Source organism: Pseudomonas sp. B424 (genome assembly GCF_055408345.1).
In genome coordinates, this window is the sequence record NZ_JBUZTL010000024.1 from 48,264 (window position 1) to 73,786 (window position 25,523).

Annotated in this window: 23 protein-coding genes and 1 pseudogene; 8 read left to right on the forward strand and 16 right to left on the reverse strand. The window is 56.9% G+C overall.

The genetic code is table 11. The features are described from left to right. Window positions 1–28 precede the first annotated feature (28 nt). The 5 genes from ruvC to ACZRMS_RS21730 form a co-directional block, all read right to left on the reverse strand. Window positions 29–553, reverse strand: a complete 525-nt coding sequence (gene ruvC, locus ACZRMS_RS21710; RefSeq protein WP_048359688.1) for a crossover junction endodeoxyribonuclease RuvC — start codon at window positions 551–553, stop codon at window positions 29–31. Window positions 554–685: 132 nt separating this feature from the next. Then, entirely contained in the window at window positions 686–1,432 is a 747-nt protein-coding gene (locus tag ACZRMS_RS21715) for a YebC/PmpR family DNA-binding transcriptional regulator (RefSeq protein ID WP_463997021.1), read from the reverse strand. A gap of 108 nt (window positions 1,433–1,540) precedes the next feature. Beyond that, window positions 1,541–3,316 (reverse strand): aspartate--tRNA ligase, encoded by a 1,776-nt coding sequence (aspS, locus tag ACZRMS_RS21720; protein ID WP_048359690.1) that lies wholly within the window; start codon window positions 3,314–3,316, stop codon window positions 1,541–1,543. Between the two features lie 109 nt (window positions 3,317–3,425). Then, the gene (locus ACZRMS_RS21725; protein ID WP_048359691.1) at window positions 3,426–3,647 is read right to left on the reverse strand and encodes an FmdB family zinc ribbon protein; all 222 of its coding nucleotides are present in this window, start codon (window positions 3,645–3,647) and stop codon (window positions 3,426–3,428) included. Window positions 3,648–3,831: 184 nt separating this feature from the next. Then, window positions 3,832–4,194, reverse strand: coding sequence for a ribbon-helix-helix domain-containing protein (locus ACZRMS_RS21730; RefSeq protein WP_463997022.1), 363 nt, complete (start codon window positions 4,192–4,194; stop codon window positions 3,832–3,834). Window positions 4,195–5,034: 840 nt separating this feature from the next. Here ACZRMS_RS21730 and ACZRMS_RS21735 point away from each other — a divergent pair. Beyond that, complete coding sequence (locus tag ACZRMS_RS21735; RefSeq protein ID WP_463997023.1) at window positions 5,035–5,637, forward strand: cold-shock protein; 603 nt, start codon at window positions 5,035–5,037, stop codon at window positions 5,635–5,637. A 65-nt stretch (window positions 5,638–5,702) separates the two neighbouring features. On the opposite strand, the gene ACZRMS_RS21740 is transcribed toward ACZRMS_RS21735, so the two are convergent. Next, window positions 5,703–5,909, reverse strand: a complete 207-nt coding sequence (locus ACZRMS_RS21740; protein ID WP_003441212.1) for a SlyX family protein — start codon at window positions 5,907–5,909, stop codon at window positions 5,703–5,705. Between the two features lie 2 nt (window positions 5,910–5,911). Next, window positions 5,912–6,337: an HIT family protein gene (locus ACZRMS_RS21745; protein WP_463997024.1), complete on the reverse strand. Its 426-nt coding sequence runs from the start codon at window positions 6,335–6,337 to the stop codon at window positions 5,912–5,914. Between the two features lie 786 nt (window positions 6,338–7,123). Here ACZRMS_RS21745 and ACZRMS_RS21750 point away from each other — a divergent pair. Further along, on the forward strand, window positions 7,124–8,416 hold the full coding sequence (locus tag ACZRMS_RS21750; RefSeq protein ID WP_463997025.1) for an OprD family porin: 1,293 nt from the start codon (window positions 7,124–7,126) through the stop codon (window positions 8,414–8,416). 268 nt (window positions 8,417–8,684) lie between these two features. On the opposite strand, the gene ACZRMS_RS21755 is transcribed toward ACZRMS_RS21750, so the two are convergent. Together ACZRMS_RS21755 and ACZRMS_RS21760 are read right to left on the reverse strand one after the other, a co-directional pair. Next, window positions 8,685–9,527 (reverse strand): mechanosensitive ion channel family protein, encoded by an 843-nt coding sequence (locus ACZRMS_RS21755; RefSeq protein WP_463997026.1) that lies wholly within the window; start codon window positions 9,525–9,527, stop codon window positions 8,685–8,687. A gap of 136 nt (window positions 9,528–9,663) precedes the next feature. Beyond that, window positions 9,664–10,149: a YajQ family cyclic di-GMP-binding protein gene (locus tag ACZRMS_RS21760; RefSeq protein WP_019823277.1), complete on the reverse strand. Its 486-nt coding sequence runs from the start codon at window positions 10,147–10,149 to the stop codon at window positions 9,664–9,666. Between the two features lie 131 nt (window positions 10,150–10,280). On the opposite strand from ACZRMS_RS21760, the gene ACZRMS_RS21765 reads away from it, so the two are divergent. Genes ACZRMS_RS21765 through ACZRMS_RS21775 form a run of 3 tightly spaced genes read left to right on the forward strand, consistent with a single transcriptional unit; the run spans window position 10,281 to window position 13,898 of the window. Further along, window positions 10,281–11,231: a putative 2-dehydropantoate 2-reductase gene (locus tag ACZRMS_RS21765; protein ID WP_463997027.1), complete on the forward strand. Its 951-nt coding sequence runs from the start codon at window positions 10,281–10,283 to the stop codon at window positions 11,229–11,231. A 46-nt stretch (window positions 11,232–11,277) separates the two neighbouring features. Further along, complete coding sequence (locus tag ACZRMS_RS21770; RefSeq protein ID WP_463997028.1) at window positions 11,278–13,314, forward strand: sensor histidine kinase; 2,037 nt, start codon at window positions 11,278–11,280, stop codon at window positions 13,312–13,314. Window positions 13,315–13,316: 2 nt separating this feature from the next. Continuing rightward, window positions 13,317–13,898, forward strand: a complete 582-nt coding sequence (locus ACZRMS_RS21775; protein WP_463997029.1) for a cob(I)yrinic acid a,c-diamide adenosyltransferase — start codon at window positions 13,317–13,319, stop codon at window positions 13,896–13,898. 84 nt (window positions 13,899–13,982) lie between these two features. Here ACZRMS_RS21775 and ACZRMS_RS21780 read toward each other — a convergent pair whose 3' ends face one another. The 4 genes from ACZRMS_RS21780 to secA all read right to left on the reverse strand — a co-directional run bounded on the left by ACZRMS_RS21780 (window position 13,983) and on the right by secA (window position 19,726). Further along, a complete protein-coding gene (locus ACZRMS_RS21780) occupies window positions 13,983–14,927 on the reverse strand; it encodes a Nudix family hydrolase (protein WP_463997030.1) in 945 nt (314 codons plus the stop codon). Further along, the gene (locus tag ACZRMS_RS21785) at window positions 14,924–15,556 is read right to left on the reverse strand and encodes a glutathione S-transferase family protein (protein WP_463997031.1); all 633 of its coding nucleotides are present in this window, start codon (window positions 15,554–15,556) and stop codon (window positions 14,924–14,926) included. Before ACZRMS_RS21785 ends, ACZRMS_RS21780 begins: the two co-directional genes overlap by 4 nt. Before the next feature lie 86 nt (window positions 15,557–15,642). Continuing rightward, on the reverse strand, window positions 15,643–16,860 hold the full coding sequence (gene argJ, locus ACZRMS_RS21790) for a bifunctional glutamate N-acetyltransferase/amino-acid acetyltransferase ArgJ (RefSeq protein WP_463997032.1): 1,218 nt from the start codon (window positions 16,858–16,860) through the stop codon (window positions 15,643–15,645). A 118-nt stretch (window positions 16,861–16,978) separates the two neighbouring features. Then, a complete protein-coding gene (secA, locus tag ACZRMS_RS21795; protein WP_463997033.1) occupies window positions 16,979–19,726 on the reverse strand; it encodes a preprotein translocase subunit SecA in 2,748 nt (915 codons plus the stop codon). Window positions 19,727–20,033: 307 nt separating this feature from the next. Between secA and ACZRMS_RS21800 the strand changes: the two genes are divergently transcribed. Beyond that, complete coding sequence (locus ACZRMS_RS21800) at window positions 20,034–20,498, forward strand: DUF721 domain-containing protein (protein WP_463997034.1); 465 nt, start codon at window positions 20,034–20,036, stop codon at window positions 20,496–20,498. 79 nt (window positions 20,499–20,577) lie between these two features. Here the strand turns inward: ACZRMS_RS21800 and ACZRMS_RS21805 are convergent, their stop codons facing one another. After that, a complete protein-coding gene (locus ACZRMS_RS21805) occupies window positions 20,578–22,068 on the reverse strand; it encodes a helicase HerA-like domain-containing protein (RefSeq protein WP_463997035.1) in 1,491 nt (496 codons plus the stop codon). Between the two features lie 195 nt (window positions 22,069–22,263). On the opposite strand from ACZRMS_RS21805, the pseudogene ACZRMS_RS21810 reads away from it, so the two are divergent. Continuing rightward, a pseudogene (locus tag ACZRMS_RS21810) lies at window positions 22,264–23,295 on the forward strand (HAMP domain-containing protein); the annotation flags it as partial. Window positions 23,296–23,388: 93 nt separating this feature from the next. Then, entirely contained in the window at window positions 23,389–24,153 is a 765-nt protein-coding gene (locus ACZRMS_RS21815; RefSeq protein WP_420912209.1) for a methyl-accepting chemotaxis protein, read from the forward strand. Here the strand turns inward: ACZRMS_RS21815 and ACZRMS_RS21820 are convergent. Together ACZRMS_RS21820 and purU are read right to left on the reverse strand one after the other, a co-directional pair. After that, window positions 24,076–24,336, reverse strand: a complete 261-nt coding sequence (locus ACZRMS_RS21820; protein ID WP_463997037.1) for a hypothetical protein — start codon at window positions 24,334–24,336, stop codon at window positions 24,076–24,078. The two genes, ACZRMS_RS21815 and ACZRMS_RS21820, sit on opposite strands and share 78 nt — an antisense overlap. Window positions 24,337–24,411: 75 nt before the next feature. Further along, complete coding sequence (gene purU / locus ACZRMS_RS21825; RefSeq protein ID WP_463997036.1) at window positions 24,412–25,260, reverse strand: formyltetrahydrofolate deformylase; 849 nt, start codon at window positions 25,258–25,260, stop codon at window positions 24,412–24,414. Window positions 25,261–25,523 lie beyond the last annotated feature (263 nt).

Consider the following 25,523-nt stretch of genomic DNA (forward strand, 5'->3'; position numbering starts at 1 on the left):
CAAGCTTAATTAGGTTAAAAATCGCGCCTCAGAGCCGCAAACGCCCACCACGGCTGCGCGCTGCGCCCAGGCCATGGGGCAGCAGGCTCGAGCGAGTGTGCGCATGGCACAAGGCAATCGCCAGCGCATCCGACGCATCGATTTGCGGTTTGCTGGTCAGCTTGAGCAGATGCATGACCATCATCATCACCTGTTCCTTGTTGGCACCACCGGTGCCTGCCACGGCCTGTTTGACCTGGGTTGCCGAGTATTCGGCGATCTCCAGGCTTTCTTCGGCCCCGGCGACAATGGCCGCGCCCCTGGCCTGACCCAGCTTGAGTGCCGAATCGGCGTTGCGCGCCATAAAGACCTTTTCGATCCCCATAGTGACAGGACCGTACGTCTGAATAACCTCACGCACCCCGCGATAGACGATCTGCAACCGCTCATGCAGTTCGCCGCTCCCCGTGCGAATACACCCCGAAGCCACATACACACAGCCACGCCCAGTGTCTCGCACCACGCCATAACCGGTGATTCGCGAACCAGGATCGATACCAAGAATAAGAGTCATAACGCCTACAGCTTATGAAGTGACGCCCACCGGCACATACCCGGACAGCTTAAAGGCAGAAGCCGGAGGTGCACAGCGCCGCGATCATCGCGACGGCACACCTCCGGCCTCTTGATTGACGCAACCTGTGTATCAGCCAAGCTGTTCCAGGACAGCGTCAGGAATTTCAGCGTTGGAATATACGTTTTGTACGTCATCCAGATCCTCAAGCATGTCGATCAGCTTGAGCACCTTTTCAGCCCCTTCCAGATCCAGTTCGGCACTGGTGGTTGGCAACATGACGATCTCGGCATCAGTCGGAGCAAAGCCCGCTGCTTCCAGGGCGTTGCGAACCGCATAAAAGCTTGAAAACGAAGTGAATACGTCAATGGAGCCGTCATCGTTGGTCACCACGTCGTCGGCATCAGCCTCCATTGCAGCTTCCATCAAGGCGTCTTCATCAACGCCAGGCGCATAGGAAATCTGGCCCTTGCGCTCAAACAGATACGCGACCGAACCGTCAGTGCCAAGGTTACCGCCGCATTTGCTGAACGCATGACGTACAGCCGCTGCGGTGCGGTTACGGTTATCGGTCATGCATTCAACCATCACGGCAACGCCGCCAGGACCATAACCTTCGTAGCTCAGCTCGACCATATCGTCGGTATCAGCCGCACCGGCACCGCGGGCGACTGCGCGATCGATGATGTCGCGACTCATGTTTGCACCAAGGGCCTTGTCCAGCGCCAGACGCAGACGCGGGTTAGAACCCGGCTCAGCACCGCCTTGGCGGGCAGCTACGGTCAGCTCACGTATCCACTTGGTGAAAATCTTGCCTTTTTTGGCATCCTGACGCTCTTTGCGGTGCTTGATGTTCGCCCACTTAGAATGACCTGCCATAACGCACTCCGAATCCTTTTAAAAACCTTGCCCGGCTTGGCCCGGCAATAAAAATTCTCGACCCAAATGACAAAGGCGCATCCGGAGATGCGCCTTTGAGGGCCAGCTTTACTCAGCCTTAGGCTGTTCGCGCAAACGAATGTGCAACTCGCTCAGCGCTTTGTTATCAACCACACCCGGGGCCTGGGTCATGACGCAGGCAGCACTCTGGGTTTTCGGGAAGGCAATCACTTCACGAATCGACTGGGCACCGGTCATCAGCATCACCAGACGATCCAGACCGAATGCCAAACCACCATGGGGTGGTGCGCCGTATTTCAGTGCGTCCAGCAGGAAGCCAAATTTCTCTTCCTGTTCAGCTTCATTGATACCCAACAGGCGGAAGACCGCTTGTTGCATTTCCTTGCGGTGGATACGGATCGAACCGCCACCCAATTCAGTACCGTTGAGCACCATGTCATAGGCCCGGGACAGAGCGGTCGCCGGGTTGGCCTCGAGCTCTTGCGGCGAACACTTGGGTGCAGTGAACGGGTGATGCAAGGCGCTGAAGCTGCCATCAGCGTTTTCTTCGAACATCGGGAAGTCCACAACCCACATCGGTGCCCACTCGCACGTCAGCAGGTTCAGATCGTTACCAACCTTGATACGCAGGGCGCCCAGGGCTTCGCTGACGATCTTGGCCTTGTCGGCACCGAAGAACACGATGTCGCCATCAACCGCACCAACGCGATCCAGGATCACATTGAGGTTGGCTTCAGGGATGTTCTTGACGATCGGCGATTGCAGACCCTCAACACCTTTGGCGCGCTCGTTGACCTTGATATAGGCCAGGCCACGGGCACCGTAGATGCCGACAAACTTGGTGTAATCGTCGATCTGCTTGCGCGGCATGCTCGCGCCGCCGGGAACGCGCAGTGCAGCGATGCGGCATTTAGGATCGTTGGCCGGGCCGCTGAATACCTTGAATTCCACATCCTTGAGCTGATCGGCAACATCAACCAGTTCCAGCGGGTTACGCAGGTCAGGCTTGTCGGAACCGAAACGGCGCATGGCCTCTTCCCAGGTCATGTGCGGGAACTCACCGAATTCCAGACCCAGCACTTCCTTGAACAGGTTGCGGATCATCTCTTCAGTCAGGCCCATGATCTCAGCTTCGTTCATGAAGCTGGTTTCGATGTCGATCTGAGTGAATTCAGGCTGACGGTCGGCACGCAGGTCTTCGTCACGGAAGCATTTGGCGATCTGGTAGTAGCGATCAAAACCGGCAACCATCAACAGCTGCTTGAACAGCTGCGGCGATTGCGGCAAGGCAAAGAAAGAACCGGCGTGGGTACGGCTTGGTACCAGGTAGTCACGTGCGCCTTCTGGCGTCGCACGAGTCAGGATTGGTGTTTCAACGTCAAGGAAGCCGTTTTCGTCCAGGAAGCGACGGATGCTGGTGGTCATGCGCGAACGCAGACGCAGCTTCTCGAGCATTTCCGGGCGACGCAGGTCGATAAAGCGATAGCGCAGGCGGGTTTCTTCGCCAACGTCGGAGAACTCGTTGAGCGGGAACGGCGGGGTTTCCGCTTCGTTCAATACTTCCAGCTCGTAACCCAGCACTTCGATCATGCCCGACGCCATGTTGGCATTGCCTGCGCCGGCCGGACGCAGACGCACCTTGCCGGTGATCTTTACCACGTACTCACTGCGCACACGGTCAGCGGCAGCGAAGGTCTCGGCGCGATCCGGGTCAAACACCACCTGGGCCAGACCATCACGATCACGGATATCGAGGAAAATCACCCCACCGTGGTCACGGCGACGATGGACCCATCCGCAAAGGGTAATTTCCTGGCCTTCCAGGCTTTCGTTCAGTTGGCCGCAATAATGGCTGCGCATCATGGTAGTGGTTTCACTTCTCGTAATTCGAAATTCGGTGGAGGTCTTGCGCACCGACGGTGCTGGTAACAATGCAAGAGCCCGCTTGTGTTCTGACTGCGTTCGTTCTACCTCAGTCGGATTTATCGCCGCCTGCCAGATTCTTTTTCGAGCCTGTCTTGAAGTCTGTTTCGTACCAGCCTGTACCGCTGAGGCGAAAGCCTGGCATGGACAGCATTTTCTTCAGTTCAGGTGCCTGACAGGCAGGACAATCGACCAGCGGTGGGGCGCTGATCTTTTGAATGGCTTCCAGTTGATGACCACAGGAAGCACATTGGTAATCGTACATGGGCATTGGCGCGTCTCGACAATCCGTTAGCGGCAACCCTTAAAGAGGGCCACGCAGCAAAGGGCGAGATTATATATGGTAAATCGAGCTATTGCAGCCGCATGAGCAGCCAGAACGCCTCAAATGCATCATAAATATTGTGCGATTACAAGCCATCGAACGCCCTCCTCCTCCAGCCAGCCACACCTCCTCACCCCACAAACACCTGTTCTTGCGCCGCCCCCCGAGAATCCCGTACCGCTTTCAATAAATGCATGACGCAGACAACCCGAATGAGCCCGCTGAAGTTTTTTACCCCCCCATGCCGCAAGTGCACTTCACGGTCAATGTAAGACAGCAGCGTATTAATTGAACAATCATTAATACGCGAAATATCGGACAGAACTTCCCAGTACACTTCTTCGAGCCTTAAACAGGTGGCAAAACCATTCAACCTGACTGATCGTGAAAGTGGCCGGGCCAGGGTCATTCCGAAATCAAGAACCACGGGGTCAACCCCAACTCTTTGCAGTAATCTACCTCCTGCGTTTTCTTGCCGAATCAATCGTCCCATTGTTAGAGCACTCCCTTGCACGCTAATAAAATCGAGCAATATTTTTTTGAAGAACTGACCTCATAAAACAATATGTAAAAATTCATATCCAGCGGATCAAACCCTCATACCTGTAGGAGGGCTCTCGGCGCCCCCGGAGAATATGGGCGAGCCCGAATGCCTCGCGAACGGCCCGACCACAGGGGTGCGTGGACCCGCGCATGGGCAGTCAATTAATAAAAAGGAATGACGCACGCCTCTTCAACAAACACTCCTAGACGACTCTAAATACGCCCACTGGCAAACACAAAGACGAATACTGAATACAATTTAAAAGTGCACACCTTTACGCACCTGCTTATATAGCCGAAGACAAACTTCACCACTGCAACCCCCTAACAGACAATTACGCACTTGCGCAAAATACCGGCACATACACCAACACGCTCCCCGGATAGCGCAACCACCTTCCCCCAGAACCGCCACACCAAAAAAACGAAAGTTCACGACCAACGGTTGCCATCACATCGACTCCAGCCGCATTTACACTTAGTTACTGCCAGACAGCATCACACGCCCAGCCCGAAACCAATGGACTACATGCGTCTAGGACACGGCTTTCGTGAGATTAAGGATTTAGTGGGCGCTCCCCCTGCAGGAGCCCCTACAGGTATCTCAATACGCTTAATTTGAGTAGCCCCAAGCTTTGCTGTTAAATAGGCAGCGTGTCGCCCTTTCCAAGCCTCTGGCGAGGACGCATAGGCTGATGACCGCACGTGTCCAGCGCCTCCATTTTTTTCTGAAGCGAACCGTGTGCCATCAGCTCTTCCTTGCGATCCATCTTAATGTGAGTCAATTGAAATGTTGAAAATCGTCCACCTGCTAACGGGTGCAGCGGCTTTGCTGCTGTCCTTTATTCCCAGCCTGCAATCTGAAGCACAACCTTACCTCCAACATCCTGATGCTCTTTATCTGGCTTTTTTTGGCCTGTTGAACCTGACACTGGCTCCAGTCATTCCGTTCTGGAATAAAGGCCCGCGTCACCAACTGCAAAATCTGGTCAGCGCCCTTCTGGTGCTTTCCGTTGTACTGCAAACCCTTACCCTGTTCGGCCTGCTGCTGCCGATCGGTGACCAGCCCGCTGTTCTGCTAGGCCTTACCCCGGCAGTAATTGCGGTATTGCTTCATCTGGCTGTCAGCTTCTACAAATCGTCACCTTCGACGTCCTCGCAAAGCTATGACATGACCAACCGCGATACAGGAACTGTAAAGTGGTTCAACACCTCGAAGGGCTTCGGGTTTATCTCCCGAGATTCCGGCGATGATATCTTCGTTCACTTTCGCGCCATTCGTGGCGAAGGCCACCGGGTTCTGGTGGAAGGGCAGCGCGTCGAGTTCTCCGTTATGAACCGCGACAAAGGCCTCCAAGCTGAAGACGTGATCGCAGCGCTGCCGCGCCGCTGATTTCAGCCTGAAAAAAACCGCGACCAGCTTGGCTGGTCGCGGTTTTTTTTTGCCCGCGAAAAGACTTAATAGTGAGGAGGCGGCGCTTCTTCCTCAAATGACTCGAACTGCCCGCCCATTTCTTCCTGGCGCTTGAGCAGCGCAGCCATCTGCATTTGCAAACGATCTACCGCGTTCTGCTGCATCACCAGCACATCATTCAATGCCTGAATGGTGTCGTCCTGAAAAGCCAAACGACTTTCAAGGTCCATCACTCGCGCTTCAAGCGTCACAATCAACCCTCCGAAAAAGTGAAACCAGCGTCAAAAGCCGACGCCAGCCTGTCCCGGACAGCGCATACATCTGCCTGCGTATACGGTTGTGCAGGATGCTTGCCCCAAACCGGCCCAGGCCATGCCACGTCAGCCTGATAACGAACAATCACATGCATGTGCAACTGGCTGACAACATTACCCAATGTGGCAACATTCATTTTATCAGCACCGAAGACCTCTTTAAGCACCCGCGCCAAGGCAGTCGTCTCACCCCACATCAGTTGCTGGTCATGGTCATCCAATTGAAATAATTCGGTTATACCCTCACGACGAGGTACCAGAATGAACCAGGGGTAATTCGAATCATTGGAAAGCAGCAAGCGGCACAAGGGGAAGTCCCCTATCAGCCAGGTATCCTCTTGAAGACGTGTATCCAAAGCGAACACTGGGGGCTCTCCTGTTTGACCGTTCGTTTCAGTTCGATTCAACGGACGATGAGACTCATCAGCCGCCAAATGACAGAAGTGAAGGATACCCTTGATTGGTACCCATATCACGCCAGCAACCACGGATGCCCACCCGAAATACCGCGCCACACGCTCAATCAACACCCTTTAAACACTTGTGCACCAAAACTGCACAGCGCGAATGCTTTTAGTGCGCTAAAACGTCACCGACCACCCCAACAGGTGTTAACCGGTAACGTTTCAAGATCACACATGCAACGAAAACGTCTCTTTGCAACGAAATGCAGCCAGTCGGACTCCGCCTTATCGCCATTTGACCCAAGCCACATCAGGCCTCAGCGCTCGAAAAAGAGAAAAAGTATTTATTTTTTCCAGATACTGCAGTTTGAGCATGCTTGTTGCATAGAGCATTACATAGTCGTCAGAGCTTGCGCCGGAGTGCAGAAGCCTGACGATAGATAACAATAGCTGAACCGTAGGAATTTGGAGTTTTGTTGCGCAGAAAGCGTGTACCACACCTATACGCCCGACGCGAAAAACAGCACTAAGTACATGCTGAAACCAGGCACAACGCTACGCGCTTGCGACATGTAGGGTGCAATTTGCGACGCAGCTGTAAAGAAGCTGAAAGCTTATGAGAGCAAGTATCGCCAACATTGCCGGCGTGATATAAGTTTGCGCCGACACAAAAAGAAAGAGCCGCCCAGATAATAAATTCAGGTGGGACGGCAGTACTCTTCCTAAAAACCAAAGGAGCAAATCACGATGCGCGTGATGAAGTGGAGCATGATCGCCCTGGCTGTTTCAGCCGGTACTACCCAGTTCGCAATGGCCTCGTCCCAGGACGATGCCAAAGGTTTCGTTGAAGACAGCAAGCTGACTTCCAAAACCCGCATGCTGTACATGAACCGTGACTTCCGTAATGGCGCTGGCAACATTGCCAAGCCAGGCGGCGGCTTTAAAAGTGGTTATCGCGAAGATTGGGGCCTGAGCGAACTGCTTAACTACCAGTCCGGCTTCACCCAGGGCACCATCGGTGTCGGCGTTGATGCTTTCGCCATGGGCACAGTACGCCTGGACGGCGGCGCTGGTCGCCAAGGCAACGGTCTGTTCGCCACCAAGAGCGACGGTTCTCCGGAAGATACCCAGTCTAAAATGGGCGGCGCGGTCAAGTTCCGTCTCTCCGACACCGTTCTGAAATACGGCAACCAGTTCGTTTCCAGCCCGGTATTCTCCACCGACGACAGCCGTCTGCTGCCAGAAGTTGCTACCGGTACCTTGATCACCAGCAATGAAATCAAGGGTCTTGAGTTGTCCGCAGGTCGCTTCACCGCCCTGAGCTCGCAGACAGGTATGGCTCGTGACAGCATCAACGGTCCAGGCGCAGCTGGCCTGACTGCTGCCAACATCGCTGGCGCGACCTACCAGTTCACTGACAACTTTGTCGGTGGCGTGGCTGCATCCGACGTTGAAGACTACTTCAAGAAGCAGTACATCAACCTGAACTACACCCTGCCTATCGCAGAGTCTCAGGCCCTGAACTTCGACTTCAACGGCTATAAAACCACCAGCGACGGCAAAGAACTGCTGGGCGACGTGGACAACAAGATCTGGAGCTTGGCAGCGGCTTACAGCATCGGCGCACACAAGTTCACCGTTGCTCACCAGCGCTCCACCGGTGACAGCGGTTACAACTACGGCATCGATGGTGGCGGCAGTATCTTCCTCGCTAACTCCGTGCAGTACTCCGACTTTAACCAACGTGACGAACGCTCCTGGCAGGGTCGCTACGACCTGAACATGACCAGCTACGGCGTTCCAGGCCTGAGCTTCATGGCTCGCTATGTTAAAGGCGATAACATCTCCACCAGCACGGGCGAAGGCAAAGAGCACGAGTTCGACTTCGAGACCAAATACGTATTGCAGGAAGGCCCGGCCAAAGACCTGTCCTTGCGTCTGCGTAGCGCGGTTTACCGCACCAACGGCAACAACAGCGTGAACGGCACAGACAACAACGACGTACGTATCATTGCCGAGTACCCACTGAACATCTTGTAACCAAGGCCTTAGGGCTCTAGTTGCAAACACACTGTTTAGTGAAAGCCACGCACCTGTCTCAGGGCGTGGCTTTTTATTGGCCGACATAAAACCAAGTTATATAGCAAGCTAACTAACAACATCGAATGCAACTAATTATCAGTTATGCATATGTGTCCGATCTTGCATTCGCAACGGCGACCACAAGCGACAAAAACAATTAAAGGGGCATTCGCCCCTTTAATTGTTTACCCGTACCCGACTCAACTATCAGATGCAGTGTCCGGCCTTATTCCGCAGCCACTTCCTGAACCACACGAACTACACGCTGTGGGAAAGGAATATCAACACCTTCGGCTTTCAAGCGATCACGGGAGTGCTCGTTAAGCATAAACAGCACATCCCAGTAATCCGGCGTGTTAACCCAAACGCGCAGCGACATGGTGATCGCACTTTCGCCCAAGGCAGTCACCACCACAACAGGAGCAGGATGTTTCAGCACGCGCGGGTCATCGGCCAGCGCCAGCAACACTTCACGCACCTTCTGCAGATCCGCCTCATAGTCCACACCCACATCAAACACCACCTTGCGCGTCGGTTGACGGTTGTAGTTGGTGATGATGCCGTTGGACAGGTTGCCGTTTGGCACGATGACGGTTTTGTTGTCACCGGTGCGCAACACGGTGTGAAAGATCTGGATACTGTCGACAGTACCGCTCACACCTTGCGCTTCGATCCAGTCACCGATCTTGAACGGGCGGAACAACAGGATCAGTACCCCCCCGGCAAAATTGGCCAGGCTGCCCTGCAACGCCAGACCGATGGCCAGACCCGCAGCACCGATGGCCGCCACAAACGACGTAGTCTGGATGCCGATCATTGAAGCTACGCTGACGATCAGCAGTATCTTTAGAATGATATTGGCCAGGCTGCTGATAAAGCCTTGCAGCGCCAGATCGGCCTTTCTCAGCGCCAGCAGTTGCCCAATCTTGACGGTCAGGCGGTTGATCAACCACCAGCCTACTGCCAGCGTGATCAATGCAAGCAGTACACGACTACCGTATTCCATGATCATAGGAAGCCAAGACTGTGAGGTCTTGATCAATTGATCGACTTCAGCATTCAAATCCATTTACATCTCCTCGCGCCATTACCCGGCAGCGTCATGTATTCAGCAAGACGATTGAGCAGCTTAGCCGCTCAATCGTTTTTGCAGCGCCCAGGGAGGTCGGACGTCAATGACCGCCAGAGGTTCCCCGAGCCCGTGATCAGTCGCGGAAGTTATTGAACTGCAGTGGCATGTCGAACGTTTTGGCCCGCAGGGCAGCAATTGCGTCCTGCAAGTCATCACGCTTTTTGCCGGTAATGCGCACTTGCTCGCCCTGAATAGCGGCTTGTACCTTGAGCTTGGCATCCTTTACGTGAGCAACGATCTTCTTCGCCAGCTCTTTATCAATGCCTTCCTTGAGCACGGCTTCCTGCTTCATCAGCTTGCCCGAAGCATAAGCGTCCTTGACCTCAAGGCACTGAACGTCGATCTTGCGCTTGACCAGTGCCAGCTTGAGGATCTCGATCATGGCCTCCAGCTGGAAGTCGGCTTCAGCGGTCAAGTTCACCGTCAGGTCCTTCTCCTTGAACTCAAAAGTGCCTTTGCCCTTGAGGTCATAACGACGGTCCAGTTCCTTGACGGCGTTCTCGACGGCGTTGGTGACTTCGTGCTTGTCCAGTTCGGATACCACGTCGAACGACGGCATGTAATTTTCTCCAATAATAAAGGGCGCGCTCAACACAGATGGAGCACGCCTGACCTGACAGTTAAAATGCGCGGGCATTATAGCGGTTCTTCGACCTCATTCACTTGCGAGCTCACATGCCAGATTCGGCCATGCCTCAACGCCTTCCAGACACGCCCGCCCGGGTATCGACCACCTGGTACATTCTAGGTGCCGGCAGCATGGGTGCATTGTGGGCCACCCGACTGGCGCGGGCGGGGCTGCCCGTCAAGCTCATCTTGCGCAACCCTGCCCGCCTGAACGCGTACAACGCGGTACAGGGCCTGACATTGGTTGAAGGCCCACACGCACAACAATGGGCCATCAACGCACAGACCCCGGACACCAACGAGCCAATCCAGCGCCTGTTGGTCACGTGCAAGGCCTATGACGCAGAACAGGCCGTTGCGCAAATCGCCGGGCGACTTGCCCCGGGTGCAGAGCTGATCCTGCTGCAGAATGGCCTCGGCAGCCAGCAAGCCGTGGCCGCCCTCGTGCCCCAAGCTCGCTGCATCTTCGCCTCCAGCACCGAAGGGGCCTTTCGCGAAGATGACTGGCGCGTGGTATTTGCCGGCCTTGGCCACACCTGGCTGGGCGATGCCGATCAAGGCCAGGCCCCGCAATGGCTTGAAGAGCTTCAGCGTAGCGGTATTGCGCACGAATGGAGCCCGAATATTCTGAGCCGTCTATGGCGCAAACTGGCACTTAACTGTGCGATCAACCCACTGACGGTGCTCCACGACTGCCGCAATGGCGGCCTGCAAGCGCACGGCGAAGACGTGAGCATCCTGTGCACCGAACTCGGCGCCCTGCTTGAGCACTGCGGCCAGGCTGACGCCGCTGTCGATCTGGCCGCAGAAGTAAACCGGGTGATCCTGGCCACCGCCAACAACTTCTCCTCCATGCACCAGGATGCCAGCCAGGGCCGGCGCACCGAAATCAGCTACCTGCTGGGCTATGCCTGCGAAGCCGCCCGCAGCCGACAGTTCGCCGTGCCACACTTGCAACACTTGCACCAACGCCTGACCCAATACCTGCAGCAGCACGGATTGCCCTGCGACTGAGGGCCGCGCTACCCTGCCAGCTTGTCCTTCTCTATGTGGCCGCCCCATGCCCTTGCGCCAGCGCCTCGAAAACCTCCCGGTCGGCCAGAAACTGCTGGCCGCCCTCCTCGTGCTGCTGGCTACCGTGCTGCTGGTGGCCAATCTGACGTTTATCAGCGTGGCGTACTGGATCTCCCACGAGAGCACTGCGCCTCAGGCCTTACAGACACTGGGCCAGTTGACCGCCAACCCCGACCTGATCGTTCAGGCGCTGGACTCGCCAGACAAAGCCAAAGCCCTGCTCAATGAAATCGGCAGCTATGCCCCGCTGCGCGCCGCCGCGATTTATGACAGTGCCGGCAACCTGCTGGTGCAGTTGCAACACGGTGAGCACCTGCCGCTCCCGGAGCACTATCGCCAGATTGAAGCCTGGAGCCTGACCGAGCTGCGCAGCCATCAGGTCACACGCCTGCACCACGGTGATCAGCCTCCCGGGCATTTGCTGCTGGTCGCCAGCAGTGAACTGCCCATGGCCTTCTACACCGGCACTCTGACTGCCAGCCTGGGGATTCTGGTATTCAGCGTTTTGCTGTGGTTCGTGGTGGCACGCCAGATCAAGCGCCTGATCACCCAGCCCATTCACCGGCTTGAAGAGCTGTCTCGCCAGGTCACCCGGGAAGAGAACTACGCATTACGCGCAGCGCCAGGCAACAACGACGAGATCGGCAGCCTGGCCAGAGCATTCAATACCATGCTGTCGCGCATCGAAGTACGCGACCAGGAGCTACAGCGTGCCAGGGATGAAGCCCAGGCTGCGTACGACCAGGCTCAGGCGCTGGCTGAAGAAACCCGCAATACCAATCGCAAACTGGAGCTGGAAGTACAGGTACGCAGCAAAATCGAGAAAAAACTCACAGGTTTTCAGAACTACCTGAACTGCATCATCGACTCCATGCCTTCGGCCCTGATAGCACTGGACGAACAGCTCTATGTGACGCAATGGAACCAGGAAGCCAGCGCCCTGTCGGGGACAGAGTTGGACGAAGCGCTGAACAAGCCGATTTATCTGGCCTTTGAACCCCTCAAGCCCTTTCTGCCACAGCTCAAGGACACCATAGACCACCATCGGGTGGTAAAAATTGAACGCGTCACCTGGGGCCAGGGCGAAGACGCCCGCCACTACGCCCTGACCTTCTACCCGCTCATGGGCGGCGGCGGGCGCGGCGTGGTCATCCGGATCGATGACATTACCCAGCGCCTGTCGCTGGAAGACATGATGGTGCAGTCAGAAAAGATGCTTTCCGTCGGCGGACTGGCTGCCGGCATGGCCCACGAGATCAACAACCCACTGGGCGCCATCCTGCACAACGTGCAGAACATTCGCCGGCGCCTGTCGAACGATCTGCCCAAGAACATCGAACAGGCCGAACAGATCGGCATCGACCTGGATGTGGTCAATAAATACCTGCTGGCCCGGGAAGTCCCCAAGCTCCTGGACGGCATTCAGCAGGCCGGTGCGCGGGCGGCAAAAATCGTGACCCACATGCTCAGCTTCAGCCGCCGCAGTAACCGGCAAATGAGCCCCTGCGATTTATCGGCACTGATTGACCAGGCTCTGGATATCGCCAGCAATGATTTTGATTTGGCCATTGGCTTTGACTTCATGGGGCAAGCCATTGTTCGCCAGTTCGACCCACAACTCGGCCCCGTGCCTGTCATCCCCAATGAACTGGAGCAGGTGTTGTTAAACCTGTTGAAAAATGCCGCCCAGGCGATTCATCAACGCACCGACAAGCATGAGCCGGGGCGCATTACCCTGCGTACCCGACTGAACCCGCCATGGGCCGAAATCCAGGTCGAGGACAACGGTGTCGGAATGCCGGAGCCTGTGCGAAAACGGATTTTCGAACCCTTCTTCACCACCAAGGAAGTGGGCCAGGGCACGGGGCTGGGCCTGTCCGTGTCGTACTTCATCATCACCAATAACCACAAGGGGCAAATGGAAGTGCATTCAACCTTTGGCCAAGGTACTTGCTTCACCCTGCGCCTGCCTTTGGCTGGCAATCTGATAGCCTGCGACGAATCAATCAAGGTGGAACAGTAAACATGGGCTTTCGCTTATCGAAAATTTATACCCGCACCGGCGACAAGGGCGAGACAGGACTTGGCGACGGCCGTCGTGTGCCCAAGGATCACCCCCGGATCGAAGCTATCGGCGAAGTCGATACACTTAATAGTCAGGTCGGCCTGCTCCTTGCCGGGCTTTCCGAGCACAGCGCCCGCAACCCAGGCCTCAACGAGCTGATTGAAGTGCTTGAGCCCTGCCAGCACCGGTTGTTTGACCTGGGAGGGGAACTGGCGATGCCGGTGTACCAGGCGCTCGACAACGCAGAAATCGAACGGCTCGAAGCCGCGATTGATCGCTGGAACGAAGAATTGGGCCCGCTGCAGAATTTCATTCTGCCCGGTGGTTCGAGCCTGATCGCCCAAGCCCATGTTTGCCGCTGCCTGGCGCGCAGCGCCGAACGCCGCTGCCAGCAGCTCAATGCGCTGGAACCGTTGGCCGGGGTGGGGTTGGCTTATATCAATCGTTTGTCTGATTTGCTGTTTGTCGCAGCGCGCCTGATTGCCAGGCGCCAGGGAATTTCAGAAATCCTGTGGCAGGCGGCGACCAAGCCGAAAGCTTAACCGCCAGACAAAGACCTGTGGGGGGCTGACACCATCGCTGGCAAGCCAGCTCCCACAAAAGCCCCCTGCACACCTTGCCAGGTTTTAAGCTTCTGGCCAGAACGCCCGAATGCCGGCAACACCTTGGGCACCGATATCCCACGCCTGCTGACGATCATCCGGCCCCAAACCACCCAACAAAAACACCGGTTTGCCGAAGCTGGCGATCAACTGCTGCGCCTGCTCCCAACCCAAAGGCTGTGCATCAGGGTGCGTCAGGGTCGGCAACACCGGGGACAAGGTGACAAAGTCCACATCCATCTGCTCAGCCAGCGCCAGTTCTTCAGCGTTATGGCACGAAGCCGCCAGCCAGCGATCTTTCGCAAGAGGCCTGCCCTTGGGCGCGTACTTGCGCAATTGCGCGGCAGTCAAATGCCAACCGGCGGAAGGAAAATCCCCTAACCACTCCAGCGGCCCCTTGAGCATCAGTTGCGCCTTGCCTGCACACAAGCCGGTGGCATCCACCGCCAGATCGCGGTACTTGGGGTCATAACCGTTGGGCGCACGCAGCTGAACCAGCTTGATACCGCCCGCAACCGCCTTTTGTATGCCGCGCAGAAGCTGCGGTGCTTCAAGCTCGTCCGGGGTGATCAGGTATTGATCGGACAAACGTGCAGCCGCGACAATCGGCTGGTTGGCCTCAGGGAACGCGTAATCCGCCAATTCCCGCGGGCTGACCCATGCCAATGGCTGGCCTTCCGCACCATGGGGCTCACCGGAAAAAGCCGAAACCTCCCATACATCCAGCAGAACGTGCTTGTCAGGGTAATCGTGCTGAACCTTGATCAAGGGGCGAGCCGCCTCTACCACAATGCCCAGCTCTTCCTTCAATTCGCGGCCCAACGCAGCCTCGACAGACTCCCCGGCCTCAACCTTGCCACCGGGAAACTCCCAAAGCCCGCCTTGATGCTGGGTATCAGCGCGACGAGCGATCAGTATCTTGCCGTTTGCACCCCGGATAACGGCCGCAGCCACATGAACTCGTTTCACCCTTGTACTTCCTCTAATCCGGCCTGTTGCCAGGCTTTAAACGCAGGCCACTGGTAAATGGCGTCAACATAAGCTTCATCTGCTGCCGAGAGGGCAACGCGATAAGTACGAAGGCGCACAGCCACCGGTGCGAAAAACGCATCTGCCACGCTCAGTCGCCCGAACAGATAAGGCCCGCTCTCGGTTGCCACTGCGCGGCACTCCGCCCACAGAGCGCTCATTCTTTCGATATCGACCCGAGCCTCGTCCGGCATGGGTACCAGCGCCCGATCATGGCTCAAATCAAATGGCAAATTGCCTCGCAGGCCAAAAAAGCCACTGTGCATCTGTGCACACGCCGATCGGGCTTGAGCCCGCGCAGCGATATCTGCCGGCCACAATTGAGCCGCCGCAAAGCGTTCATTCAGGTATTCCGCAATCGCCAACGAATCGGCGATGGTGCCGTGCTCAGTCTTCAACAACGGTACTTTGCCCGTCGCCGAGTGCTGCAGGATAAGTGCACGGGTATCAGGCTGGCCCAGCTTGATCAGTTGCTCAGTATAGGAAGCACCCGCCAGATCCAGCGCCAACGCGCTACGCAGGGACCACGAAGAATGCAACTTGTCGCCGATGATCAGGTGGAAGCTCATATGAAGGCACCTTGAGAAAAAGCGAGAGCAAAATCACGGGGCCAGCCGTGCAGAGTCCACTGGCAGGCCCGTGATGTCGAGACGACTCAGGTACGGTATTCGGCGTTGATTTTCACGTACTCGTGAGACAGATCCGTGGTCCAGATGGTCTCGCTGCATGCGCCGCGGCCCAACTCGATACGGATGGTAATTTCTTCACGAGCCATCACCGCCGAACCCTGCTCCTCGGTGTACGCAGCTGAACGGGCGCCGCCACTGGCGATGCAGACTTCACCGAGGAATACGTCAATCTTGCTGACGTCCAGATCCGGCACGCCAGCACGGCCCACGGCGGCCAGGATGCGACCCCAGTTCGGGTCCGAGGCAAACAGCGCGGTCTTGATCAACGGCGAGTGGGCCACGGTGTAACCCACGTCCAGGCATTCCTGATGGTTGGCCCCGCCATTGACCTCAACGGTGACAAACTTGGTGGCGCCTTCGCCGTCGCGCACGATGGCCTGGGCCACTTCCATGCAGACTTCGAGCACCGCCTGCTTCAGCGCCGCAAACAGAAGGCCGCTGGCTTCAGTGATTTCTGGCAAAGCAGCCTTGCCGGTGGCGATCAGCATGCAGCAATCGTTGGTCGAGGTATCGCCATCGATAGTGATGCGGTTGAACGACTTGTTCGCGCCATCGAGCAGCAAGTTTTGCAGCACTCCGCGTGAGACTTTGGCGTCGGTGGCGATATAGCCCAGCATGGTGGCCATGTTTGGACGAATCATGCCTGCACCCTTGCTGATGCCAGTCACGGTGATGGTCACGCCTTCGTGCTCGAACTGACGACTGGCACCTTTGGGCAAGGTGTCGGTGGTCATGATACCGATGGCGGCCTCTGCCCAGTTGCTCTCGGACAAGTCATCCAGCGCGGCTTGCAGTGCGCCTTCGATTTTCTCGACCGGCAGTGGCTCGCCAATCACACCGGTGGAGTACGGCAGTACGGCACTGGCATCAACACCGACCAGCTTGGCCAGCGCATCACACGTGCGTGTAGCCGCTGCCAGGCCAGGCTCACCGGTGCCCGCGTTGGCATTGCCGGTGTTGGTCAGCAGGTATCGGACAGAGCCTTTCACACGCTGCTTGGCCAAAATGACCGGTGCTGCGCAAAACGCATTCAGGGTGAATACGCCCGCCACGCTGGAACCTTCGGCGCAGCGCATCACAACCACATCCTTGCGCCCTGGACGCTTGATACCGGCTGAAGCAATACCCAGCTCAAAACCGGCAACCGGGTGCAAAACAGGCAAAGGACCAAGACCAACAGCCATGACGCGCTCCTAAAAATAAGTTCTGTGCGCCGCCGCAAAGGGACGGGAATTCAATGGTAAAACGCCGCGACGGCTAATGCCGGTCGCGGCGCAGGTGTTTCAGCAATTGAAGCGGGCTTTAGTTGATTTGCCCGTGACAATGCTTGAATTTTTTACCCGAGCCGCAGTAGCACAGCTCGTTGCGGCCCAGCTTCGGCTCGCTACGAACAGGTTCGGTCACGACGTCAGCCACATCGGCGCCTTCCAGCACCTTGGCCAGCGCATCCGGCTGGTCGAGGCCCGGCGCTTCGGCATGCTGGAACTGCATGCGTGAAGCCAGGTCTTCAGCTTCCTGACGCAGACGGGATTCCTCTTCGACAGGATCTTCACGGCGAACCTGTACATGGGACAGTACACGGATCGAATCACGCTTGATCGAATCAAGCAGCTCGGAGAACAGGTTGAACGACTCGCGCTTGTACTCCTGCTTCGGATTCTTCTGCGCATAGCCGCGCAAGTGGATACCGTGGCGCAGGTGGTCCATGGTCGACAGGTGGTCTTTCCACAAGTCATCCAGTACACGAAGAACAATCTGCTTCTCGAACGTGCGCAACGCGTCAGCGCCGGCCTGCTCTTCTTTCTCGTTGTAAGCCGCAATCAGTTCGTTCAGCAGCTTCTCACGCAGGGTTTCTTCGTACAGGTGGTCATCTTCGTCGAGCCATTGCTGGATCGGCAGTTTCACACCAAAGCCGCTTTCGATTGCAGATTCCAGACCTTTGACGTCCCACTGTTCCGGCAACGATTGAGGCGGGATATGCGCGCTGATGGTGCTGTCGAGAACGTCCTTGCGGAAGTCGGCGATGGTTTCGCCAATATTGTCAGCGGCCAGCAACGTGTTACGCATGTGATAAATCACTTTACGCTGTTCGTTGTTGACGTCATCGAACTCCAGCAATTGCTTGCGGATGTCGAAGTTGCGACCTTCAACCTTGCGCTGCGCCTTTTCGATAGCGTTGGTCACCATACGGTGCTCGATCGCTTCGCCAGACTGCATGCCCAGGGCCTTCATGAAGTTCTTCACCCGGTCAGAGGCGAAGATGCGCATCAGGCTGTCTTCAAGCGACAGGTAGAAACGGCTGGAACCGGCATCACCCTGACGACCGGCACGACCACGCAGCTGGTTGTCGATACGGCGCGATTCATGACGCTCGGAAGCGATCACGTGCAGGCCACCCGACTCCAGTACTTGCTGGTGACGTTTTTGCCAGTCGGCCTTGATCTGTGCGATCTGCTCAGGAGTCGGGTTTTCAAGGGAAGCCACTTCCACTTCCCAGTTACCGCCCAACAGGATGTCAGTACCACGACCCGCCATGTTGGTAGCAATGGTCAGTGCGCCCGGACGACCGGCCTGTGCAATGATTTCAGCTTCTTTTTCGTGAAACTTGGCGTTCAGAACCTTGTGCTCAATACCTTCCTTGTTCAGAAGGCTGGACATGTGTTCCGAGGTTTCGATGGTTGCCGTACCCACCAGTACCGGACGACCCTTGGTCATGCAGTCCTTGATGTCAGCAACGATTGCCGCGTACTTCTCGTCCGCAGTGAGGAACACCAGGTCGTTATAGTCTTTACGGGCCAGCGGCTTGTTCGGCGGGATAACCATCACCGACAGGCCGTAGATCTGGTGGAATTCAAATGCTTCGGTGTCGGCAGTACCGGTCATGCCCGACAGCTTGTTGTACAGACGGAAGTAGTTCTGGAAGGTGGTCGAAGCCAGGGTCTGGCTCTCTGCCTGAATGTTCAGGCCTTCTTTCGCTTCAATCGCCTGGTGCAGGCCTTCGGACAGACGACGGCCCGGCATGGTACGACCGGTGTGTTCGTCGACCAGCAGTACCTGGCCGTCTTCAACGATGTATTCAACGTTGCGATTGAACAGCTTGTGGGCGCGCAGTGCCGCGTACACGTGGGTCAACAGGCCCAGGTTATGCGCGGAGTACAGGCTTTCGCCCTCTGCGAGCAGACCGATCTGGGTCAGCATGTCTTCAACAAACTGGTGACCGGCTTCGTTCAGCTCAACCTGGCGGGTCTTCTCGTCGATCGTGAAGTGGCCAGCCTTGGTGACTTCGCCTTCAACTTCCTCGACGTGCAGCTCAAGACGCGGGATCAGCTTGTTGATTTCGGTGTACAGCTTGGAACTGTCTTCGGCCTGGCCGGAGATGATCAGCGGGGTACGGGCTTCATCGATCAGGATGGAGTCGACTTCGTCGATCACTGCGAAATTGAGCTCGCGCTGGAATTTTTCTTCCATGCTGAAAGCCATGTTGTCGCGCAGGTAGTCGAAGCCGAACTCGTTGTTGGTACCGTATGTGATGTCGGCGGCGTAGGCTTCGCGCTTTTCCTGAGGCGGCTGGAACGGTGTTACAACACCAACCGTCAGACCCAGGAATTCGTAAAGTGGACGCATCCAGTTGGCATCACGTCGCGCCAGGTAGTCGTTCACGGTGATCACGTGTACGCCTTTGCCGGACAGCGCATTGAGGTAAACCCCAAGGGTTGCTACCAAGGTCTTGCCTTCACCCGTACGCATTTCTGCGATCATGCCTTCGTGCAAGGTCATGCCGCCGATCAGCTGTACGTCGAAGTGACGCATGCCCATGACACGCTTACCGGCTTCGCGGCAGACCGCAAAGGCTTCTGGCAACAGTTGGTCGAGGGTCTCACCTTTGGCTATGCGGGCCTTGAACTCTTCGGTCTTGGCGCGCAATTGCTCATCGGTCAGGGCAACCATCTGCTCTTCGAAGGAATTGACGACCTGTACTGTCTTGAGCATGCGTTTAACTTCGCGCTCGTTCTTGCTTCCAAAAAGTTTCTTTAACAAAGGCGCAAACATATCGGCAGGATCTTCCACACATAGGGATGGAGGGCGGCCCCGAGAGTCGCCCGAGCAGCCCTGATGGCCGCATGCGAACGAGCATTCTACCCGGAAACGGCGGTGAGGAAAGTGGCGTTATTCCACGATACTGGTACTGCGTTGTGAAGGGGCCTCCCTAAAATAAGGGCTTTTTGCTGAACTTCAACCCATTAGCACAAGAAGTTACTCATTGATTTCATAAATAAATTCAGATTTATCTGAGCCCGGAACAGTGAGAGGCAGGCTTCTGCTAAGATTGCAGCTCGGTTTTATCAGGTGTTTGAACATGGCATTTCGCCCACATCCAGCACGGGCACCCTCCGTCCTGCTCCGCGAGGCCAAGCCCCTAAAAGCCATTTTTGGTCATGCCAAGCGCCTGGGGCACCTGCAACGCTTGCTTGAAAGCCAGCTCCAGCCTGCCGCACGCGAACATTGCCACGTGGCTTCATGGCGCGAAGGAAGTTTGTTGCTGATCGTGACCGACGGGCACTGGGCCACGCGCTTGCGTTACCAGCAAAAGCGCCTGCTGCGCCAATTGCAGGTGTTTGACGAGTTCGCCAGCCTGACCCGAATCCTGTTCAAGGTGCAACCGCCCACGGTGCTGGCCAAGGTCGCCGGGCACACGCTGGACTTGTCCTCTGATGCCGCCCAGACGATCCAGGCCACGGCCGACGGCATTACCGACCCGGCATTGCGCGCCGCCCTCGAGCGCCTGGCCAGTCACGCCAAGCCAAAGCCCCAACAACACTGAAAGCCTGTAGCCGCTGGCTGCGATAAGGGCCGTTGAACCTTTGTTCTTGCCCGTCGCAGCTACAGGTTACTCATCTGCCTTACTTGCGCTTGCTGCCACCCAGCAACGAACCCAGCAGCCCTCGAACCAGCTGACGGCCCATCTGGTTCGCGGCCTGGCGCGCCATGGATTGCAACGCCTTGCCGGCGGCAGTTCCCAAAAAGTCCCCGGCCTGATCAAGCAGCCCCGGCTCGTGAGGCGCGGCCGGGGTGGAACCCTGGGCTGGTGCTTCAGGGGCCAACCCTTTGCGTGCCATCAGGATTTCGTAGGCCGATTCTCGATCAACGGGCTTGTCGTAACGCCCCTGCAAAGGCGAGCCGGCAATCAGCGCCGCGCGCTCGGTTTCAGTGAGCGGGCCGATGCGCGATTGTGGTGGAGCAATCAGCACCCGCTGGACCATGGCTGGCGTGCCCTTGTCTTCAAGCATGCCCACCAGCGCTTCGCCCGTGCCCAGCTCGGTCAGTACCCCCAACGTATTGAACGCCGGGTTCGGTCGAAAACCGTCTGCGACCGCCTTGAGGGATTTTTGCTCTTTTGCCGTGAAGGCCCGCAACCCGTGCTGGATACGCAACCCCAACTGCGCCAGCACCGTGTCGGGCAAATCCGCCGGGGATTGAGTGACGAAATACACCCCGACACCCTTGGAGCGAATCAGCCGGACCACTTGTTCCAAACGGTCCTGCAACGCCTTGGGTGTTCCGGCAAACAGCAAATGCGCCTCGTCGAAAAACAGCGCCAGCAAGGGCTTGTCCGCATCGCCGCGCTCCGGCAACTGCTCGAAAAGTTCTGCCAGCAACCACAATAGAAAGGTTGCGTACACCTTCGGCGCCTCATGCACCAGGCGACTGGCATCGAGCAGATGAATCCGTCCGCGGCCATCGCCGGTCGGCTGCAAAATATCTTCCAGTTGCAATGCCGGCTCACCGAACAGGGCTTCGGCGCCCTGCTGCTCGAGGGTTGCCAGGCGACGCAGAAGTGCCTGGCTGGAGCCGGTGGTCATCAGGGCCGCGTCATCCCCCAGAACCTCCGGGTTATCACGCAGATGGTTGAGCAGTGCCTTGAGATCCTTGAGATCAAGCAACAGCAGGCCTTCGCGATCTGCCACCTTGAACGCGGCATAGAGCGCCGACTGCTGGCTGTCGGTCAGCTCCAGCAGACTGCCTAACAGCAGCGGCCCCATATCACTCAAGGTTGTGCGTAACGGATGACCGGTTTTGCCCTGTATATCCCATAACGTCACCGGATACGCCTTGGGCTGGTAGTTAAGCCACGGCATGCCGGCAATCCGCTCCGCGATTTTCCCCTGGGGGTTGCCGGCCGCTCCCAGACCGCACAGATCGCCTTTGATGTCAGCGGCAAAGACCGCAACCCCCGCATCGCTGAACTGCTCGGCCAAGCGTTGAAGAGTGACGGTTTTGCCCGTCCCCGTGGCACCTGCGACCAGGCCGTGGCGGTTTGCCAGGCGCAATGATTGAGCAATGGACTGACCCGAGAGGTCGGCACCGAGTACTAGAGCTGAAGAATCAGGCATTTTGCCACCTTTGATTAATCTTTCGCGATCGCGGGTCGATACACCCTCAATGCTAGACCAGAAAAAACCGGATTTAGCGTCATAAAGCGCCTTGATAAACAGACCACTTGCCCTCTTGCGGCAGTGAAGTGTGGAGCATGCGCCTTACCAGAGTGTAAGCCTCACACTTTTAGACCTTAGCGGACCCTTCAAGTCATGAATAAAAACCTGCGTTTCAGCCATAAAATCCTGCTTGCCGCGTCCCTGATCGTAATAGCCGCCTTCTCGCTATTTACGCTGTACAACGACTACTTGCAGCGCAATGCCATCCGTGAAGATTTGGAGAGCTATCTACATGAAATGGGCGGCATAACGGCCAACAACATTCAAAACTGGCTCGGCGGCCGGATTTTGCTGGTCGAGAACCTCGCAGAATCGATCGCCATTAATCCAGAACTCGCCCATACCGCCAGCTTGCTGGAACAAAAAGCTCTGAGCAGCACTTTTATGGCGGTCTACTTTGGCGACAACCAGGGCGATTTCACCATTCGCCCTGACAGCAAAATGCCCGACGGTTTCGACCCGCGTAGCCGGCCCTGGTACAAGGACGCGCAGAACAGCAACCGCTCAAGCCTGACCGAGCCCTATATCGACGCCGTGACCGGCCAGATGATTATTTCCATTGGCACCTCGGTCAAGAAAGCCGGGCAAACCCTCGGCGTGGTCGGTGCGGATCTGACGCTGCAAACCATCACTGACAGCATCAACGCCTTGAATTTCGACGGTATGGGTTACGCCTTCCTGATCAGTGCAGACGGCCAAATCCTGGTACACCCCGACAAAACCCTGGTGACCAAAAACCTGAAGGATATTTACTCGCAGGGCACGCCACCGATCAGCGCCGACATCAGCGAGATTCAGGTCGACGGTAAAACCCGGATTGTGACCTTCACCCCCGTCAAAGGGCTGGGCAACGTCAACTGGTACATCGGCCTGTCGATCGATAAAGAACAAGCCTTCGCGATGCTCAGCACATTGCGCACCAACGCAGTTGTTGCAACGGTGATTGCCGTAGTCTCGATCATCGCCCTGCTCGGCCTGCTGATCCGCCTGCTGATGCAGCCGCTGCACGTGATGACCCGCGCCATGCAGAACATCGCCGAAGGCGAAGGCGATTTGACCCGCCGGCTGGTGGTTGAATCCCAGGATGAGTTCGGCACGCTGGGCAGTGCGTTCAACCGCTTTGTCGAACGTATCCACGTTTCCATCAGCGAAGTGGCCTCGGCCACCGAGCAGGTCAACGAAGTCGCCCTGCGGGTCGTCAGTGCATCCAACTCATCGATGCTCAATTCTGACGAGCAAGCGAGCCGCACCAACAGTGTTGCTGCCGCCATCAATGAACTGGGGGCCGCCGCCCAGGAAATTGCCCGCAACGCCGCCCTCGCCTCACATCAGGCCAGCGATGCGCGCAGCCTGGCTGAAGAAGGACAGCAAGTGGTCGAACGCAGCATCAACTCCATGCAGCAACTGTCGCAAATGCTCGGCACTTCCAGCGGTCATATCGAGTCGTTGAATGACAAGACCGTGAACATCGGACAGATCCTTGAAGTGATCACCAGCATTTCCCAGCAAACCAACTTGCTGGCACTTAACGCCGCCATTGAAGCCGCTCGCGCAGGCGAAGCCGGGCGTGGTTTTGCCGTGGTGGCCGACGAAGTGCGCAACCTGGCGCACCGCACCCAGGAATCGGCGCAGCAAGTGCAAAAAATGATCGAAGAGTTGCAGGTCAGCGCACGGGGCTCAGTGAGCACCATGGAAGAAAGCCAGCGTCACAGCCAGGACAGCGTGGAAATCGCCAACCGCGCAGGCGAGCGCCTGATCAGCGTGACCGAGCGGATCGGGGAGATTGACGGCATGAACCAGTCGGTGGCGACGGCAACCGAAGAGCAAACCTCGGTGGTCGAATCGATCAATATGGACATTACGGAAATCAACACGCTCAACCAGGAAGGCGTTGAAAACCTTCAGTCAACGCTTCGTGCGTGTACCGATCTGGAACAGCAGGCTGCCCGCCTGAAGCAACTGGTGGGCAGTTTCCGGATTTGATCCGGGGCAGGCAGCTTCAAGCTCAGGGTTTGCAGCTGCCTGCATCGCCTCCCAAAGCCTGGCGGCGTCAGGAAAGTCGGTGCCGTCCTCGGGGCTGAGCGCATCCGGGTCATAACGACTCAAACACCCCTCCCCCAGCGTGGCTGGCGCGCTGGACGTGGCCTTGTCGAGCGGATCAGTCATGACACCTCCCCTGGAACGGCGACGATTCTGTGGGAGCTGGCTCCCACAGTGTCAGGGTGTGCAGCGAACGGTCGCTTAAAACACGACCGTTTTGTTGCCGTGCACCAGCACGCGATCCTCAAGGTGATAACGCAGGCCACGGGCCAGCACCATCTTCTCGACATCACGACCGAAACGCACCATGTCTTCGATGCTGTCGCTATGGCTGACACGAACCACGTCCTGCTCGATGATCGGGCCGGCGTCCAGCTCTTCCGTCACATAATGGCAAGTTGCGCCGATCAACTTCACGCCACGCAGCGATGCCTGGTGATAAGGCTTGGCGCCAACAAACGAAGGCAAGAAGCTGTGGTGAATGTTGATGACCTGACCCGCGTATTCACGGCACAGATCGGGCGGCAGGATTTGCATATAACGCGCCAGCACTACAACTTCAGCAGCGTGATGTTTGACCAGACGCGAGACTTCGGCAAACGCCGGCTCTTTGTTCTTCGGGTCAACCGGCACATGGTAAAACGGGATGCCGTGCCACTCGACCATGCTGCGCAAGTCATCATGGTTGGAAATCACGCAAGAGATATCGCAATCGAGCTCATCACTGTGCCAGCGGTGCAGCAGGTCGGCCAGGCAGTGAGACTCGCGGCTCGCCATCAACACCACACGCTTTTTTTGCGCTGTATCGGTAATGCGCCACTCCATCGAAAACTCTTCGGCGATTGGCGCAAATGCCTCACGAAAAGCTTCCAGCCCGAACGGCAGAGAGTCGGCACGAATCTCATGACGCATAAAGAACCAACCGCTCTGGTCATCCGAGTGATGGCTTGCTTCAGTGATCCAGCCATTGTGGGAGGCAAGGAAATTGCTGACCTTGGCGACAATGCCGACGCCGTCGGGACACGCAATCACCAACCGAAAAGTGCGCATGAGGGGGAAACTCCAAAACTTTACTAAGGCCGCCATTCTAGCGAGTGTGCGGCAAAACTGCAGTATTCGTTACGGCCCGGTGCATGCGCCATGGCGTCGCGCAGCCCGCGGCCACACGCCCGCATCGCCGTGGCCTTCAGTGCACTGGCAAAAGTTATTAATGGTCGGCGGCCGCGAAAACTGAGTGCAACACCTGACCTTTCCGGTACGGTGCTGCCCCTATGTCCTATTCCGAACTCAGCGTTGAAGAGCGCGCGATCATT

What these genes read in the sequence shown, in the direction of transcription:
- ACZRMS_RS21760 (WP_019823277.1), bottom strand. Translation starts at nt 10,149, where the DNA reads ATGCCGTCGTTCGACGTGGTATCCGAACTGGACAAGCACGAAGTCACC.
- ACZRMS_RS21800 (WP_463997034.1), top strand. Translation starts at nt 20,034, where the DNA reads ATGGCATTTCGCCCACATCCAGCACGGGCACCCTCCGTCCTGCTCCGC.
- ACZRMS_RS21725 (WP_048359691.1), bottom strand. Translation starts at nt 3,647, where the DNA reads ATGCCCATGTACGATTACCAATGTGCTTCCTGTGGTCATCAACTGGAA.
- ACZRMS_RS21805 (WP_463997035.1), bottom strand. Translation starts at nt 22,068, where the DNA reads ATGCCTGATTCTTCAGCTCTAGTACTCGGTGCCGACCTCTCGGGTCAG.
- ACZRMS_RS21715 (WP_463997021.1), bottom strand. Translation starts at nt 1,432, where the DNA reads ATGGCAGGTCATTCTAAGTGGGCGAACATCAAGCACCGCAAAGAGCGT.
- ACZRMS_RS21815 (WP_420912209.1), top strand. Translation starts at nt 23,389, where the DNA reads ATGCTCAATTCTGACGAGCAAGCGAGCCGCACCAACAGTGTTGCTGCC.
- ACZRMS_RS21775 (WP_463997029.1), top strand. Translation starts at nt 13,317, where the DNA reads ATGGGCTTTCGCTTATCGAAAATTTATACCCGCACCGGCGACAAGGGC.
- ACZRMS_RS21730 (WP_463997022.1), bottom strand. Translation starts at nt 4,194, where the DNA reads ATGGGACGATTGATTCGGCAAGAAAACGCAGGAGGTAGATTACTGCAA.
- secA (WP_463997033.1), bottom strand. Translation starts at nt 19,726, where the DNA reads ATGTTTGCGCCTTTGTTAAAGAAACTTTTTGGAAGCAAGAACGAGCGC.
- ACZRMS_RS21785 (WP_463997031.1), bottom strand. Translation starts at nt 15,556, where the DNA reads ATGAGCTTCCACCTGATCATCGGCGACAAGTTGCATTCTTCGTGGTCC.
- ruvC (WP_048359688.1), bottom strand. Translation starts at nt 553, where the DNA reads ATGACTCTTATTCTTGGTATCGATCCTGGTTCGCGAATCACCGGTTAT.
- ACZRMS_RS21735 (WP_463997023.1), top strand. Translation starts at nt 5,035, where the DNA reads ATGTTGAAAATCGTCCACCTGCTAACGGGTGCAGCGGCTTTGCTGCTG.
- ACZRMS_RS21765 (WP_463997027.1), top strand. Translation starts at nt 10,281, where the DNA reads ATGCCTCAACGCCTTCCAGACACGCCCGCCCGGGTATCGACCACCTGG.
- purU (WP_463997036.1), bottom strand. Translation starts at nt 25,260, where the DNA reads ATGCGCACTTTTCGGTTGGTGATTGCGTGTCCCGACGGCGTCGGCATT.
- argJ (WP_463997032.1), bottom strand. Translation starts at nt 16,860, where the DNA reads ATGGCTGTTGGTCTTGGTCCTTTGCCTGTTTTGCACCCGGTTGCCGGT.
- ACZRMS_RS21820 (WP_463997037.1), bottom strand. Translation starts at nt 24,336, where the DNA reads ATGACTGATCCGCTCGACAAGGCCACGTCCAGCGCGCCAGCCACGCTG.
- ACZRMS_RS21750 (WP_463997025.1), top strand. Translation starts at nt 7,124, where the DNA reads ATGCGCGTGATGAAGTGGAGCATGATCGCCCTGGCTGTTTCAGCCGGT.
- ACZRMS_RS21770 (WP_463997028.1), top strand. Translation starts at nt 11,278, where the DNA reads ATGCCCTTGCGCCAGCGCCTCGAAAACCTCCCGGTCGGCCAGAAACTG.
- aspS (WP_048359690.1), bottom strand. Translation starts at nt 3,316, where the DNA reads ATGATGCGCAGCCATTATTGCGGCCAACTGAACGAAAGCCTGGAAGGC.
- ACZRMS_RS21755 (WP_463997026.1), bottom strand. Translation starts at nt 9,527, where the DNA reads ATGGATTTGAATGCTGAAGTCGATCAATTGATCAAGACCTCACAGTCT.